We start from the raw sequence: 16,422 nt of genomic DNA on the forward strand, positions 1-16,422 counted from the left end.
CATGTTATTATATTTTTCGTCAAAATTCAATTTTTAAGTTAACATAATACCTAATCTCCAAGTTTTAAATTTGGAACTGCATTTAAACTAAGGTCAGAATACTTATTATTTATATAATTGTAATATCCAGCTGATGCAATCATAGCTGCATTATCAGTACATAATAGTCTTGATGGATATTTAACCTCTATATTATATTCTCCAGCTTTTTTCTTCATTAATTCACGAAGTCCACTATTTGATGCTACTCCTCCAGCTATAGCTATTATTTTAGAGTTTTTCATATTAGCTAATTTAACTGTTTTATCAACTAATACCTCTATTACAGCATTTTGAAAGCTTGCACAAACATCTTCTACAACTATATCTTCACCTTTTTGCTTCATGCTATTAAGATAATTTAATACTGCTGACTTAAGACCACTGAAACTAAAATCAAAGCTGTCTTCCTCTAAATAACTTCTTGGAAAATCTATTGCATCTTCATTTCCTTTTTTTGCTAAATCATCAATGATTGGACCACCTGGATAACCTAAATTCATAGCTCTTGCTATTTTATCAAATGCTTCACCTGCAGCATCATCTCGAGTTCGACCTAATATTTCATATTTCCCATAATCTTTTATATAAACTAAATGTGAATGTCCACCTGATACTATAAGACATACAAAAGGTGGTTTAAGATCTGGATATTCTATATAATTTGCACTAATATGACCTTCTATATGATTAACTCCTATTAAAGGTTTATCTAATGCAAAACTAAGTGCTTTAGCATATGATAGCCCAACTAAGAGAGCTCCTACAAGACCAGGTCCATATGTTACTGCTATATTATCTATATCATTTAATGATAACTTTGCTTCATTTAAAGCATCATCTAATATATAATCTATTGTTTCAATATGTTTTCTGGAAGCAACTTCTGGAACTACTCCTCCAAATTTTTTATGAAGATCTATTTGTGAAGATATTCTATTAGTTAAAACTTCTCGTCCATTTTTAACTATAGCTATTGAAGTTTCATCACAAGACGTTTCTACTCCCAATGTAATTACATTTTTCAAAATTATCCCTCCAAAATTATTTAATTTAATTATATACCATGTTGAATATTATAAACAAGTTCTACAAAAACTAATTTTAATCACTTTAAAAAGGAGTGTGATCTTATGCCAAAAAATAGACATATAGGATATGATGGTGTAGATAAAAATAATAGTTTTTTCAAAGAAGTATATAAAGCAACTGCCTTTGGTGATTTATCTCTTTATAACAATATGAATGAATTTACAAATCCAAAAAGAGATAAAATTCATTTTGATAAAAGAAAAAATGAATTTAGATAAGTAATAAAAAATATTAGGACACCTAATTAGGTGTCCTAATCTAACTTTACATCCATACTTGATAAAATTTGATCTATAAGATTTAAACTACATTTATGATTTGCATTAAAATGTTTGCAATTTTCACAACTAATAGTCTCTTCCCCCATAGACTTTACTTCTGACCTTAGATTTTCATTTTCTTCAAAATTATATTCACTACATCTCTCAGCTATATTTTTTAATTGATCTTTATTTGCCATATTTATATCGCTCAATTTATCATCTCCCAAATAGTTATATCCTTAGTATAACTATTTTAGAAAATTATATTCCAATATTTAAACCACCACTTGTTAGAATATAAACTCCTGCATAAAATATAACCCAAAAAATCCACGGAATAAGTACTGGTAATATTGCCTTTTTATATGAAATTTCAAATATATATTTTGTTCCAATAAATGATAGTACAAGATACCATATTATAAAAATATCTATACTCAAAGCTATTCCAAAAAATAGCGTCCCTTCTAATGATGAAGGTAATATCTGAGCTAAATTAAATTTAAAAACATCAAAATTTGTGAAATATATTATTGTTCTAGAAATTAATGTTCCAAGCACTATAGGTATATATGAATAACTTGTTACAAGCATGCCTTCTTTTGTATCTCCATCTCCTCCAACAAGTACAGAAAGACCTGTTATCATAAAGGCTTTAAAACCAATTACAATTAAAGGCATTATTCCAGCTAAAGCAATTGTCATGTATTTATATACTTCTAATTGAGAATCACTTGGAATAGGTTGGCCACTTTGTTTTGCACTATCTATCATACTATTTATAAAATCAGTAGAACTTATTTCAATAAATGCTGCTAAAAATGAAATTACCAATATAATTATTATAGCCAATTTTAAATTCGGATAAAATTTTATGCTTTTAAACAATTCTTTTGGATTTGTAAATACATCTTTTATCTTTTCTTTCATTGTAAGTTCACGTGCATCACTATAATCTATAAATTCATTAAAATTATCACTCATAAAAACACTCCTTTTAAAATAAAACTTCTTTCCACATAATAATTGCATCTTCATTTGTATCAGAATAATATCCAGGTCTGATTCCCACTTCTACAAAATCATTATTTTTATATAATTTTATAGCAGGATCATTAGACTTTCTTACTTCAAGTGTCATCCTTTTTATCATCATTTCTTTAGATATTTCTACAAGTCCATTTAATAGTTTAGTCCCTACCCCTTCTCCTCTATATTCAGGATGAACTGCAATATTTGTAATATGAGCTTCATCAAGTATAAGCCACATTCCCCCATAACCAACTATTTTAGTATCATTTTTGGCCACTATGTATCTTGCAAGCTTATTTTCTTTTATCTCTTTTATAAATGATTCTTTTGACCATGGAGTTGAAAATGACATATTTTCTAATTCTAATATATTATCAATATCTTCAGATTCCATATTTCTAATCACTATACTATTCATCTTTTTTCTTCATCTTCTCATCATATTGTCTCTCTGCTTGAGATTTTCTTAAATAGTCAGGGACCAATAATTTATAATCTATATATTCACCATTTTTCACTTTTCTAAATGCAAGTTCTGCTATTGATGATGCCCTTGGCATTCTTGTAGAAACAGTTGAAAATATTATTCTATCACCTAATCTGTTTTTTAATATGCTTCCATATTTAGATTCTACATCCCCATTTATAATTATATCTTCATCTCTTTTTTCAAGTATTTCTATTATATTGTCTAATTCTAAAACATCCTGTTCCATACATATATTAAATTTTCCATCTACCCATTTATATATTCCAGTATATACTCTATCACGTCTAGCATCCATCATTGGAACTATAATTCCATCTCCAAATGGTATATTAAATGCTAAAGCATCCATTGTTGGTATTCCTACTGTCTTTTTATTGTGAGCATGTGCCATTGCCTTAATACTTGCTAATCCTATTCTAAGACCTGTAAAAGAGCCTGGACCTACTCCTGCTGCATATATATCAATATCTTCCGGTTTTAAATCTAAACTATCCATAAGTGTCTTTATGCTAGGCATTAATTTCACTGAATGAGTCATATTGTCATTTATTATATATTCACCTAATAAAGTTTCATCCTCCATTACTGCACATGTTGCTACTCTAGAGGAACTTTCTATTGCTAGTATCTTCATATTTTTTCAACTCCTCAACTAAATCTTTATATCTTTCACCTATCGAGTTTATATTAAACTTTCTTTTATTATCTTTTTCTAATCTTTCTATATTTATTTCTATCCTATCTTCTGGAAGTATCTCCTTTATAATAGATGACCATTCAATTATATTTACACTTTCTGAATCCATATATTCATCATAACCTATATCATACATCTCATCTACATCTGATATTCTGTAAACATCAAAATGATTTACATGTACTTTTCCCTCATACTCATTTACTATAGTGAATGTAGGGCTTGTTACATATTCATCTACGCCTAAACCCTTTACAATAGATTTAGTAAGTGTAGTTTTTCCTGCACCTAAATCACCATCTAAACAAATTATATCTCCTGAGTTTAATAAACTACCTATTAATTTTCCTAATCTTTCTGTTTGTTCTGTACTTTCTGTAATTATTCTTATCATATTTAATCTTTTCCTTTCCTAATCCTAATATGTATTATATAATTATTGCCCATTATATACAAGAAAAAACCAAAGCAATTAGCTTTGGTTATTTATGAAGTAACGGTGATATTCTCTTATATAATGGTATAGTTATAGCGGAAATTAGTATACCTTTTACAATATTAAAAGGTGTTATTGCAAATATAACAAGTGTTTCTACATCTTTTACAAAACCATTAAGGGCAGATCCCATTTCCACAAAACTACTTATTGGTAATCCATATAGCTTTGAATAAAAAGGTAATAAGAAAAAGTAATTTGCAATACCTGCTACAATGGTCATAACAATAGTTCCTGCTAATAACCCAACTACAGCTGATTTAAAACTTTTTCCCTTTTCATAAATTATTCCTGCAGTAAATACGAATAAACTACCTACTATAAAATTGGCAAGCTCTCCTACACCTGCTGTAGCTGTACCTTCAAGTGCAAGATTTAAAATATTTTTAAGTAGTTCAATAACAACTCCTGTCATTGGTCCTAAAGCAAATGCACCTATCAAAGCTGGTATATCACTAAAATCGATCTTTAAAAATGGTGGAGCAAACCATAATGGTACCTCTATAAACATAATTAAAAATGCTAATACTGATAACACTGCTGTTTTTGTAAGATATTTTGTATTTACTTTCTTTTTAGTTGCCAACATTTAACTTACCTCCTGTGTTAGTTTCTTCAGGTAGATAATATAAGCCCTTGGAAAACTCCAAGGGCTTTAAATTCTACATAATTAAGTATGTATCATACTTAATCCTCTTCCATCCAGACTTTACTGTCGGTCTTGGAGTTTCACCAAGTCAACCATATTTTCATATGGGTCGCGGACTTTACCGCCGGTCGGGAATTTCACCCTGCCCTGAAGATTAACTATTATTTTTTATTTTTGTTAACTTAATTATAATATATAGTTATTAGTTTGTCAATAAAAAAACTAGAAGGAAACTTCCTTCTAGTTTTTATTTAAAGAGATAGTTTATGCTTTCTTGCCATAAAGAAACCAATTAATATAAGTGTTAATCCTGTTATATAAAATGATAAACTACTCTTTTCACCTGTTTGTGGTAATGAGCCATCTTTATTTGAATCATCCGCTCCTGCAACTTTAGAATCTTCTAGTTCATTTTCAATCTCTAATTCTAAGTTTAAATTATCAGAAGTGATTTCCACTTTATGCTTAGTTTTATCTAATACATATCCTTCTGGTGATTCAATTTCTTGTATTGTATATTCTCCTCTTATTAAATCGTTAACACTTACCTTTCCTTCTTTATCTGTTACTAAAGTTTCTACTAAGTTTCCTTCACTGTCTCTTAATTCAAATTTAGCTCCAGATAGTACTTTATCTGTGTCTTTTTCTACTTTAAGAATATTAATAGATCCTCTCATGAAGTTTTCAACTGTCTTTTGGATATCTAATTCATCTGCAGTTAACTCTACTTCATATTTTGTTTCATCTAACTCATATCCTTCTGGTGCTTTTATTTCTTGAATAGTATACTTACCTCTTGGTAAGCTACCAATACCTGCTTGACCATTTTCATCTGATACTAGAGTTTCTACTAAGTTTCCTTCACTATCTCTTAGTTCAAACTCTGCTCCAGATAGAGGCTCCTCTGTATCTCCATCTATCTTGTTTATAATTATTGAACCATGTTTAAAGTTTTTAATAGTCATTTCTGGATTTAAGTTCTCAGAATTTAATTCTATTTTATGTTTTGTTTCATTTAGTACATATCCTTCTTTTGTTTCTATTTCTTCTATAATGTACTCGCCTCTTCTTAAATCACCAAGACTTGCATAACCATTTTCGTCTGTTACTAGCTCTTCATCTACTGTTCCAGCTTCATTTGTTACCTTAAACTTCACACCTGATAGAGGTTCTTCAGTATCTCCATCTATCTTATTAATTGATATTGATGCTTTCATAAAGTTTGATACTTCATACTCATAATTTAAGTTTTCAGCATTTAATTCTACTTCATGTTTTGTTTCATCTATAATATATCCTTCTGGTGCTTTTGTTTCTTCTATAGTATACTTACCTCTTCTTAAGTTATCAAGGCTTGCTTCACCATTTTCGTCTGTTGTTAGAATTTCGTTTACTGTTCCTGTTTCATTTGTTACCTTAAATTCTGCTCCAGATAATGGTGCTTCTGTATAGCCATCTTTTTTAACTATTGATATTGATGCTTTCATGAAATTTGAAACTTTATGAGTATAATTTAGATTTTCATCATTTAATTCTATTTGATGCTTCGTATCATCTAATTCATAACCTTCTGGTGCTTTTGTTTCTTCTATAGTATAATTACCTCTTCTTAAATTATCTACACTTGCTTTACCTTCATCATCTGTTTTTAAAGTCTTTTCAAATGTACCATCTTCACTTGTTATCTTAAACTCTGCACCTGATAATGGTGATTCGGTATAACCATCATCTTTAACTATTAATATAGAAGCATTTTTATAGTTTTGAATAGTTTTTTCTATATTTAATGTTTCAGAGTTTATATTTATTTCATGAATAGTTTCATCTAGCACATAACCTTCTGGTGCTTTTGTTTCTTTAAGAGTATACTTACCTCTTGGTAAATTGCTTATATTTGCCTTACCGTCATTATCTGTTTTTAAAGTCTTTTCAAATGTCCCATCTTCACTTGTTATCTTAAACTCTGCTCCAGATAATGGTGATTCCGTATAACCATCTTTCTTTACTATTGATAAAGATCCTTTTTTAAGATTCTCTATTGTTTGTTTTATTTGATTAGTTGAATCTACTTTTATTTCTATTGCCTCTTCATCAATTATTTCATATCCATCTGGTGCTGCTTTTTCTCTTAAATAATATGTTCTATATGATAAGCCTTCAAAAACTAACTTTCCGTTTTTATCAGTAGCTTTTGTTTCAACTATCTTTTCATCACCATTTAACAGATAATACAACTCAAACTCTGCTCCAGGTAATAAATCTCCAGATTCTCCATCTTTCTTTTCTACTAATATAGAACCTCTATTAACTCCACTTCCTGATCCACCTGAAGTTTGTTTAGCTGTATACTCTACAGAATCATTTTGGTCTATATTTTGTTCTGATCCTGAGAAACTTGCATTATTTTTAACTGTACCTGTTTCAGATATTACAACTGTATCATATTTAACTTCATAGACTGAATTTATGCTATTTAAAAATTCTATTTTTAATTCAGTTTCATCATTAGCTAAATCATTAGTTTTTAATGTATAATCTTCACCTTTTACTAATTCACTATTATCTGATTTATCATATATTTTCAAACTATCTTGAATATATACAAGGCCTGAACTTATTGTATCTATAAATACTGAGCCTGGCTTAATTTCTGATAAGGATTCATTTATAGTAATTTTCCAGTTTATTTCATCATCAGTATAAACAGTATTACCTTCTATACCTTCGCCTTCCTTTACTACAAAACTGTTGGATTTTGGATACTTTACCTCTGCAGTATAAGTTTTATCCTTATTAACAGTTGCAGAATTAGAATAATTAGGTTTTGATATGCCCTCTATATTAGTAGTATACTCTACTAAATAAGGTTTATCTATACCACCATGGAATGTTAGGTTGAAGCCTGTATATTTTCCTTCTTCTCCTACTCCTTTTATAGTATATGAATCAGTAGTTAAGACTTGTCCTGTTTCATCTATAGTCCCATCAGGATTTACACTATATTCTTTTATTACAATACTATCTAAATCTATTATATATTGACCCTCACTTAATGTATCTTCAACTACAAATTCACTACCTGTATAGTCTTTAGATAAATAGTTTAAATGTAATTTCCAATCAACTTTTCTTTCTGGTTTATTAAGTTTACCTGACTTCTTACCATTGTTCGTTGCTGTGTCATTTATTTTATGACTTGCTTTTCTTGGTTCTTTGAAATCTACAGTTTTTCCGTTATACTCAGTTTTTCCTATAAACTCTGCCTTATTTTTATATATACTTTTATCTGAGCCAGTATTTTCTGTAAGATGCTTATCATCTGGATCAAATGATGTTTTATATGATATAGAATACTCTTTTCCTTCAAGTGGTAACACTGTATTTTTAAATTCCAATATAAAACCTTCACCATAATTACTACCATTAGGTATTATAGTATAGTCAGTACCTTTTTCTAATTCTTTATCAAATCCTTTAAACACTAAACTATCTTCTAAAAACACTAACCCATTATTGGGGAATGTATCTACTATTTTAAGATCTGTTATCTTACCTTTTTTAGGATCGATCTTTAATTCCCAACTCATTGTTTTATCTTTATAATTAATGTCTTTTGCACTTTTATTAAAGTTATTTGATATTTCAGGTTCTTCATTTGCTTCCTCGGTAATATCACCTACACCAATTCCATCACCAGTAAGTTTTGCTTTATTTTCAAAACTTACTTGATCATAATTAGTTATTTCTGTTTTATATACAATTTTATATGATGAATCTATATTTCCAAAATCTATTGTAAATCCATCAGTAGTTACTTGTGGTTTAGGATTTGTAATTTCCTTTCCACTAGAATCAGTTATTATGAAACTATCTTCTATTAATTCTAATCCTTCACCAATTGTATCAGTTATTTTTACATTTTTGATATTAGCATTAGCTTTATTTACATGTATAGTCCATTCAATTGTTTTATTATTATAATCTATATCAGCGTCACCATTTTTTTTCAATAGACTATCTCTTTTAATTGTAACTTCACCAGTATCTTCTTTTTGTTCTATATTACTTGCTGTTAAAGTAGCTTTATTTATGAATTTATTAGATTGTTGGTATTCACCACTATTTACTTTGCTATAGTCTATATCAGTAGTATACTTAATTTGATAAGCTTCATTTATATCTCCTAATGCTATTTCAAAGTTATCTCCATTATTAGTTATAATTTTATCTTTTATTTCATTACCTATTACTTCATTACCAGCATTATCAAAAGTCAATTCATATATTTTTATAGTACCCTCTTGGACAGTTAATCCATCCGGTAATTGATCTATAATCTTAGCATTATTAATTGTGTCTTCAGATTCGTTTACATTTATAACCCAATTAATCTCAGTTGCATCTAAGTCTTTATTAGCTATTCCATCTTTCTTTTCTATATAGTTTCCTCTAGTAATTTCTACTGTGGCATTATCTGTATGAGGTCCATCATTACTATTTATAGTAGCTTCATTTGTAAATGATAATTTACTATTATCAGTTATTTTTGTAGTATATCTTATACTATATGCACTATTTATATCTCCAAAATCTATTGGAAATTTAGTTGCACTTTTATCAGTACTAGGTTTTTCACCAGTTATACTTCCATCATAACCAATAGTAAGATCATATATTTCTATATTTTCAAGTTCTACTCCTTCTGGAAGAACATCTTCTACTGTTACTCCTTTTAACTCTTCTAGACCTTTATTTATATCTAATGTCCAAGTAATATTAGTTGGGTTCATTTTTTTATCAGCTAAACCACTTTTATCAATTATAGGATTATTACCTTTAGGTTTAAGTGTAATAGTAAAAGATTTATCTGTTTTATCATTAAACTTAACCTCTTGAGAAGTATCATCTTCAAATTCTTCTAAATCGAATTCAAAATTAAACCATACATTTCCACTTCTCTGTTGTTTTCCTACTAATTCATCATTAAATTCTACTCTTAGTGTTTTACTATTTTTATTTAAATAGTATGTACCTATTTTTATATTTTCACCACTTAATAAATCACCATCTGTATCTGAAAATGGTATAAATTCATCTGGTATTGAAATTTCAGCCCAATCACCTGATTGAAGATTTACACTATCTTCTAATTCCCAATTATAATCTATTCTTATTGTAGTATCCTCTGTTACTTCAATTGTAGTATCTGTAGATATTTGATTTCCATTAACTTTGAGAATTACAGAGCTGAAAATATTACCTAAATCCTTAGACTCTGAACTTTGAGAAGCTTTTATTAATGAATTGTCTGTTTCTCCTTCATTATTTTGTTCAGGCTCTGTTTTATTTGAATTAGTTTCTTCTAAATTTTCTTCAGTTTCTATAGGTTCTGTACCCTTAGAATTATCTAATTCAATTGATTTTTGCTGTTCATCAACAAGCTTTTGTTGACTACTTACATTTGTAATCTCTTCGTCAAGCTGTTGAGTATTAACATTTTCATCTGCAGATACAGTATTTAAAGTGAAAGTACTTCCCATTTGCAGAACTAATGTTAATACTAAAAGCACAGCTAAAAATTTCTTGCTATTTGTCCATGACATTTTCATATTACATTCTCCTTACTTTTTTATATTACATAACGTTATAGTTCTATCCTCCTTTTAAACTTGGTTCTAATTTCCTATTTACAATAGGATATTAGAACTATACCCGTTTTAATTAAGATATAACATTTATTATGTAATATATTACTAAAATAATTAAAATGTAATTCTTTTCTCAAATTAATAAATATTTTTACAGTTAGTTTCCTTTATAAATAATATTGATACCATAGACATTATTATAAATATTAAACAAACATATAAGATTAAAGTATAATCATAGTTACTTAATTCTAAAACATACCCTATAAGTGGTTGAATAATTGCTGCAAACAAAAATCCTCCCATATTAGCTATAGATGTAGATACTCCTGGATATTTCTCAGGATTCACTTCTTTTGCTATTGCCCATGAAAGTATAAATCCAGAAGAAAATAATCCCATAAGAAAAAATAATATATACAAATAATTTATATCAAGATCTACAAATATAAATATTAACCATATGAATAAATAAATTATAGTTGAAATTATAAATGGCAATTTTCTTTTCTTTAATTTATCTGAAATATTCCCAATAACTAAGCTTCCTATCATAAGTCCAATTGTTATCATCATGGTGAATATGGAAGCTTCACTTTTAGAAATATTATATGTATAAATCATATAAGGAACTCCCCATGTACCCATAAAAGCTATGACTGTACCAAAAATTCCTCCCATGGCAAAGAAACTTGGCCATGTATGTGGATTTTTAAATACTGTTTTGATACCACTTCTAATATTTAAATCGTCTTTTTCATTAATAATCACAATAGGCTCAAGCCCTACATCCTCAGGATTATTTCTTACTATAATATAGGCAAGTATTGCTATACCAATACTTATAAATCCAATTACAGAAAAAGAATTTCTCCATCCAATAGTTGCTACTAGTAATACCAAAGGATATTGGGCAAGTAAAGCTCCACCATTTCCGATAAAAGATGTAAGGCCTGACATTTTTCCGAATTCGGAAGGCTTAAACCACTGTGATAATACTTTAAGTATTGAAATAAAAATTACAGAAACTCCAAAACCTACTATAAGCCTGCCAATATAAGCCATAGTAATATTTTGAGAAAATCCAAATATAATAGAGCCTATTCCTGCAAATACGGCTCCTAATGTAACCGTTTTCCTAGCGCCTAAAGTATCCGCAAGTATTCCACTTGGTATTTGCATTAACATATATGGATAAAAATACATGGAACCAAAATTTCCAAATTCTACATCTGTTATACTAAATGAATTTATAAGTTCTTCTCTTACAACACCTGCTGCTACCCTATGAAAAAATACTATAACATAAGAAAGAGCAAGTACTCCCCATATAATCCATCGCCTATTATATTCCTTCTCATTTATGCTTTCCAAATAAATTCCTCCTTTAAAATATATATCTAATTTTAAGTATATCATACATAATAATACAATTAATAAAAAAATCTTGAAGAGTATTCTCCAAGATTAATAAGTTTATTTCTTTAAAATTTTTCCCTTAATAATAGTTAATATGAAATATGTTGATGCTGATAAAAGTATTATTGTAGCCCCTGAAGCTATATCAAATGTATATGATATAAATAATCCTGTAACTGTAAATACAATTCCTATTATACTGGAAATTATCATCATATTTTTCAAATCATAAGTAAATAATTTAGCAATAGCAGGTGGTATAGTAAGAAGAGCTATAACAAGTATTATCCCTACTACTTTAAGTAATACTACAATAGTTAAAGCTATCATTACAAATAAAAAGTTCTCTAAAAATCTAGTTTTTATTCCCAATACTCTTGAAAATTCTTCATCAAATAAATAAGATTTCCAATAATTAAATAATAATACAATAGAAGTAACTACCACAATATTTGCTACAATCATTATGTTCATAGAAAAATCTGATACTGTAAGAATATCTCCAAAAAGATAGGATGTCATATCTGGTGGATATCCTTCCATTAGGGATATAAAAAATATTCCAAGAGACATTCCTACTGACCAAAATATCCCTATTATGGCATCTGAATTAGTTTTTGCACGTCTATTTATTGTAGATATAGAAAGTGCAGCAATAATTGAAAATAAAAATGCACCTATTATAGGTTCAAACCCCAATAGATAACCAAGGCCTATACCTCCAAAGGAAGTATGAGCTATACCTCCACTCATCATTACAAGTCTTTTCTCTACAATTATAGTACCTATTATCCCACAAACAATACTTGCGAGTATTGCTGCAATAAAAGCATTTGTAAAAAAATCATATTTAAATGCTTCTAATATCATATTTCTTCACCTTCCTCATCATGAACATGAAGCACTCTATGAGGAGTATTTCCATGTGCTATTAATTCTACTGGACATCCATAAACATTTTCTAATGTCCTTTTACTCAATTTTGTATCATCACCATGATAATGCATTTTTTTATTTAAACAAGCAACCGTATCTATATAAGAATTAATGACCCCTACATCATGACTTACTACTATTATAGTTTTATCTTCATTTAACCTTTTAAGTAAATTATATATTTCTGTTTTAGAATTAGCATCTAAACTTGCTGTAGGTTCATCTAATATCATAATTTCAGGTTCCATTATAAGTGCACGAGCAATAAGTACCTTTTGAAGTTGTCCACCTGATAATTGTGATATTTGTCTATTTCTAAATTTATATATGCCAAGGCTATGCATTATTTCCTCAGCCTTGTTAATATCTGTGTTTTTGAATCTATGAAGAAATTTAATTTTACCTTCAAGTTTGCCTAGAAGTATAACATCTAATACTTTTATAGGAAATGTTCTATCAAAATTACTAAACTGCGGTACATAACCAATAGGTCTATGGTCATTTATTTTTACTTCACCAATATTTGGTTTTATAAGGCCTAAAAGAGATTTCAAAAGAGTAGTTTTTCCTCCACCATTTGGTCCTATTACTCCTAAAAATTCACCTTTTTTAATTTTTATATTTATATCATCTAAAGCAGTTACATTATCATATTTTACAGTGAGATTATTTACCTCTATGATATTCATCAATTCACCTTCCTTATTCCTTACAATATACCTATTTTATCAGATTGAAAAATGCTGTCAATATGAATATACCCTAATATTATATTCTAGACAATATGATATAATTTAAACAATTAAAAAAGAACTAATTCAATAATAAAATGAACCAGCTCTTTTTTATATTATTATTTTATAATTTTACCTAGTCGTGATTTCAGTATTTTTTTATCTTTTGCTACAATTTCACCATTTATTATAACATATTCAATACCTTCTGGAGGCAATGTAGGATTTAAATAATCTGCTTTATCTTGAATGTTTTTAGGGTCAAATATAACTAAATCTGCATCATAATTTAATTTTATTTGTCCTTTAGATTTTAATCCTAACCTTTTAGCTGGTATTAATGTCATTTTCTTTAAAGCTTCTAACATAGATATTTTCTCTTCTTCTCTTACATATTTTGATAATGCTTTTGGAAATGTACCTGCTCCTCTAGGATGTCCTTGAGAGGTATTGTATAGTCCATCACTTGCTATGCTCATAAAAGGTGATTTTAATGCTCTTACAACTTCATCTTCATTCATTACAAAAGCTACTACTAACATATTAGGATGTTCTTTTCTAGCTTTTATAAATAATTCTTTATTGCATCTAACCCCCTTATAAGGTTCTTCAGTAAGTAAAATACTGTCATAAGACTTGTTCCAGAGGTCAAAACACCCTTCATCAAATACAGCTGAACCAATATAAGTGCTAAATGCATCATATGGATAACAATCTGCTTCAATATCAATACCATCATCTATAGCCTTTTGTATTACTTCTAAAGTTTCATTCATCATACCGTAAGCCGCACAACTTCCTAAATGAGATATTTGCATTGGTATTCCAGTTTTTTTAGAAATCTCTATAAGTTCTTTAACAGATTCTATAGCATATTTAGCATCTTTTCTATAATGGGCTGAAAGTAGTACTTCTTTTCCTCTTAAAGGTTCACATAATTTAACAATTTCATCTAATGTTATTCCAGGTGAATACTCAATTCCAAATGATAATCCTATTGCACCATAATCTATAGCCTCATTTAATAAAACTTTCATTTGCTCTATTTCTTTATCAGTTGCTTTTCTATACCTATCTTCTATTCCTACTTGTTCTCTTAAATAATTATGTCCTATAAATAAAAGATAGTTTATAGGAGAACCATTTTTATCTACAAAATCATAAAACTCTTTAATTGATTGCTTATTTATTCCACAATTTCCTCCAACACCAGTAGTAACACCCATAAGTAACATTTTATTAGCTATGTCGTAATCATCATTATCAATAGTATTTCCTATTGTTTCTTCATGCATATGAATGTCAATAAATCCAGGAGATACTATCTTTTTTTCTGCATCAATTATAATTTTAGCTTCTCCTATATTTTTACCTATTTTTACTATTTTTCCACTACTTATTCCAATATCTAATATATCTTTAGAACTATTATCAAAATCATATATTTCACCATTAGTTATTTTCAAATCAAACATATTTTCATCTCCAATTATAATTTTTAAAATGGACCAAAATTAATGAGATTAGCTATTACAACTAATACTCCTGCAACTATATATTCTACTAAAATCAAAGGTAGTATCCATTTTGCCCATTTGTCCCAAGGTACTTTTGCTAAAGCAAGACCTGCCATAAAATATCCTGAAGTTGGTGTGAAAATATTAGAAATTCCATCTCCAAATTGATAAGCAAGTACAGCAGTTTGTCTTGTTACTCCTACTAAATCTGAAAGTGGAGCTAAAATTGGTATAGAAACTGCTGCCTGACCACTGCCTGATGGTACTATAAAATTAAGGAAACATTGGAAAATATACATTCCTAATGCTGCAAGATATGATGGTAGTCCTGATACTAAACTAGCTGTAGAATGTAATATTGTGTCAAGTATTTGCCCTTCTGTAAGTACGACAAGTATAGCCCTTGCAAATCCAACAACTAGAGCTCCTCCCGCTAGATTAGACATACCTTCTATGAGACTTTCTGCAAAGCCATTAAATCCAAGTCCTCCTACAATAGCAACTACTATAGCCATCCCTAAGAAGAGTGCAGAAATTTGTTCTATATACCAACCATAATTTACAACACCAAATACTAATAATCCTATTGTTACTGCTACTACTAATAAAACTATTTTATGCCTTACTGTAAAATCCATTAAATTATCTAAATCTAGAGTATCTTCTCTTTTTTGATCTGCTTCATACATTAATGATTTTTTAGGATTTTTCTTAACCCTTCCTGCATACCAGAAAATAAATGAGGTAGCTAATAGATACATCACAATATATGCGAATATTCTATATCCCATACCAGAAAATAAAGGAATTCCAGCTATACCTTGTGCTACTCCTATAGTAAAAGGATTCATAAATGCCCCTGCAAATCCAGCCCCAGCTCCTACAAGCACCATTCCTACTCCTGTAAGAGAGTCAAATCCAAGTGCTATTGCAAGTGTTACCATTATAGGTATAAAGGGAAGTGTTTCTTCTGCCATACCAAAAACAGCACCACCAAGTGAAAATACAAACATAATTATAGGTATTATTAGTTTTTCTTTGCCTGCCATCATTATAGTTACTTTACCTAATCCTGCTTCTGTAGCTCCTGTTGCTTCTACAACAGCAAATGATCCACCAACTATGAAAATGAAAAATATTATTAATGCCGTTTCAACCATACCTTTTGGTACAGATTTTAACAATCCAAATGGAGTTACTGGTGTTTTTTCAACATTTTCAAATGATTCAGGATCTAATACTTCTCTTCCCTCTTCGTTTTCCACCATATTATATTCGCCAGCTGGTACAATGTATGTGAGAACTCCACAAATTAAAATTATTGTTAATAGTATTACATATACATGTGGTACCTTAAACTTTTTCTTTTTATTATCTAATTTAACATCACTCATTTATATACCCCCTATT

Annotated in this window: 14 protein-coding genes and 1 riboswitch; of the genes, 1 reads left to right on the forward strand and 13 read right to left on the reverse strand. The window is 28.8% G+C overall.

Annotated features, from left to right (window positions below; translation table 11 throughout):
- Positions 1-50 precede the first annotated feature (50 nt).
- Positions 51-1,070: a tRNA (adenosine(37)-N6)-threonylcarbamoyltransferase complex transferase subunit TsaD gene (gene tsaD / locus D3Z33_RS10855; protein ID WP_347561263.1), complete on the reverse strand. Its 1,020-nt coding sequence runs from the start codon at positions 1,068-1,070 to the stop codon at positions 51-53.
- A gap of 102 nt (positions 1,071-1,172) precedes the next feature.
- Between tsaD and D3Z33_RS10860 the strand changes: the two genes are divergently transcribed.
- Entirely contained in the window at positions 1,173-1,349 is a 177-nt protein-coding gene (locus D3Z33_RS10860; RefSeq protein WP_160197780.1) for a hypothetical protein, read from the forward strand.
- 35 nt (positions 1,350-1,384) lie between these two features.
- Here D3Z33_RS10860 and D3Z33_RS10865 read toward each other — a convergent pair whose 3' ends face one another.
- The 12 genes from D3Z33_RS10865 to D3Z33_RS10920 form a co-directional block, all read right to left on the reverse strand.
- Positions 1,385-1,606 carry a hypothetical protein gene (locus D3Z33_RS10865; protein ID WP_160197781.1) on the reverse strand — a complete coding sequence of 74 codons (222 nt, stop codon included), beginning with the start codon at positions 1,604-1,606 and terminating at the stop codon, positions 1,385-1,387.
- Between the two features lie 49 nt (positions 1,607-1,655).
- The gene (locus tag D3Z33_RS10870) at positions 1,656-2,378 is read right to left on the reverse strand and encodes a Yip1 family protein (RefSeq protein ID WP_160197782.1); all 723 of its coding nucleotides are present in this window, start codon (positions 2,376-2,378) and stop codon (positions 1,656-1,658) included.
- Between the two features lie 13 nt (positions 2,379-2,391).
- Positions 2,392-2,844: a ribosomal protein S18-alanine N-acetyltransferase gene (rimI, locus tag D3Z33_RS10875; RefSeq protein ID WP_160197783.1), complete on the reverse strand. Its 453-nt coding sequence runs from the start codon at positions 2,842-2,844 to the stop codon at positions 2,392-2,394.
- Positions 2,837-3,550: a tRNA (adenosine(37)-N6)-threonylcarbamoyltransferase complex dimerization subunit type 1 TsaB gene (tsaB, locus tag D3Z33_RS10880; RefSeq protein ID WP_160197784.1), complete on the reverse strand. Its 714-nt coding sequence runs from the start codon at positions 3,548-3,550 to the stop codon at positions 2,837-2,839. Before tsaB ends, rimI begins: the two co-directional genes overlap by 8 nt.
- Entirely contained in the window at positions 3,519-4,007 is a 489-nt protein-coding gene (tsaE, locus tag D3Z33_RS10885) for a tRNA (adenosine(37)-N6)-threonylcarbamoyltransferase complex ATPase subunit type 1 TsaE (RefSeq protein WP_160197785.1), read from the reverse strand. The genes tsaB and tsaE overlap by 32 nt, the downstream gene beginning before the upstream one ends.
- A gap of 88 nt (positions 4,008-4,095) precedes the next feature.
- Positions 4,096-4,698: an ECF transporter S component gene (locus D3Z33_RS10890; RefSeq protein WP_160197786.1), complete on the reverse strand. Its 603-nt coding sequence runs from the start codon at positions 4,696-4,698 to the stop codon at positions 4,096-4,098.
- 97 nt (positions 4,699-4,795) lie between these two features.
- Positions 4,796-4,917, reverse strand: a riboswitch (FMN riboswitch).
- A gap of 92 nt (positions 4,918-5,009) precedes the next feature.
- On the reverse strand, positions 5,010-10,367 hold the full coding sequence (locus D3Z33_RS10895; protein ID WP_160197787.1) for a SpaA isopeptide-forming pilin-related protein: 5,358 nt from the start codon (positions 10,365-10,367) through the stop codon (positions 5,010-5,012).
- A 177-nt stretch (positions 10,368-10,544) separates the two neighbouring features.
- On the reverse strand, positions 10,545-11,780 hold the full coding sequence (locus tag D3Z33_RS10900) for an MFS transporter (RefSeq protein WP_243153489.1): 1,236 nt from the start codon (positions 11,778-11,780) through the stop codon (positions 10,545-10,547).
- Positions 11,781-11,882: 102 nt separating this feature from the next.
- Positions 11,883-12,695 carry a metal ABC transporter permease gene (locus tag D3Z33_RS10905; RefSeq protein ID WP_160197789.1) on the reverse strand — a complete coding sequence of 271 codons (813 nt, stop codon included), beginning with the start codon at positions 12,693-12,695 and terminating at the stop codon, positions 11,883-11,885.
- Positions 12,692-13,450, reverse strand: coding sequence for a metal ABC transporter ATP-binding protein (locus D3Z33_RS10910; RefSeq protein WP_160197790.1), 759 nt, complete (start codon positions 13,448-13,450; stop codon positions 12,692-12,694). The genes D3Z33_RS10905 and D3Z33_RS10910 overlap by 4 nt, the downstream gene beginning before the upstream one ends.
- Positions 13,451-13,614: 164 nt before the next feature.
- A complete protein-coding gene (locus tag D3Z33_RS10915; RefSeq protein WP_160197791.1) occupies positions 13,615-14,970 on the reverse strand; it encodes an N-acyl-D-amino-acid deacylase family protein in 1,356 nt (451 codons plus the stop codon).
- A 23-nt stretch (positions 14,971-14,993) separates the two neighbouring features.
- Positions 14,994-16,406: a YfcC family protein gene (locus D3Z33_RS10920; protein WP_160197792.1), complete on the reverse strand. Its 1,413-nt coding sequence runs from the start codon at positions 16,404-16,406 to the stop codon at positions 14,994-14,996.
- Positions 16,407-16,422 lie beyond the last annotated feature (16 nt).

This window comes from Senegalia massiliensis (assembly GCF_009911265.1).
GTDB lineage: Bacteria > Bacillota > Clostridia > Tissierellales > SIT17 > Anaeromonas > Anaeromonas massiliensis_A.

Excerpts from the sequence above, each read along its gene's own strand:
- D3Z33_RS10910 (WP_160197790.1), bottom strand. The coding sequence starts at position 13,450 with ATGAATATCATAGAGGTAAATAATCTCACTGTAAAATATGATAATGTA.
- rimI (WP_160197783.1), bottom strand. The coding sequence starts at position 2,844 with ATGAATAGTATAGTGATTAGAAATATGGAATCTGAAGATATTGATAAT.
- tsaB (WP_160197784.1), bottom strand. The coding sequence starts at position 3,550 with ATGAAGATACTAGCAATAGAAAGTTCCTCTAGAGTAGCAACATGTGCA.
- D3Z33_RS10860 (WP_160197780.1), top strand. The coding sequence starts at position 1,173 with ATGCCAAAAAATAGACATATAGGATATGATGGTGTAGATAAAAATAAT.
- D3Z33_RS10890 (WP_160197786.1), bottom strand. The coding sequence starts at position 4,698 with ATGTTGGCAACTAAAAAGAAAGTAAATACAAAATATCTTACAAAAACA.
- D3Z33_RS10905 (WP_160197789.1), bottom strand. The coding sequence starts at position 12,695 with ATGATATTAGAAGCATTTAAATATGATTTTTTTACAAATGCTTTTATT.
- D3Z33_RS10920 (WP_160197792.1), bottom strand. The coding sequence starts at position 16,406 with ATGAGTGATGTTAAATTAGATAATAAAAAGAAAAAGTTTAAGGTACCA.
- D3Z33_RS10915 (WP_160197791.1), bottom strand. The coding sequence starts at position 14,970 with ATGTTTGATTTGAAAATAACTAATGGTGAAATATATGATTTTGATAAT.
- D3Z33_RS10870 (WP_160197782.1), bottom strand. The coding sequence starts at position 2,378 with ATGAGTGATAATTTTAATGAATTTATAGATTATAGTGATGCACGTGAA.
- tsaE (WP_160197785.1), bottom strand. The coding sequence starts at position 4,007 with ATGATAAGAATAATTACAGAAAGTACAGAACAAACAGAAAGATTAGGA.
- D3Z33_RS10895 (WP_160197787.1), bottom strand. The coding sequence starts at position 10,367 with ATGAAAATGTCATGGACAAATAGCAAGAAATTTTTAGCTGTGCTTTTA.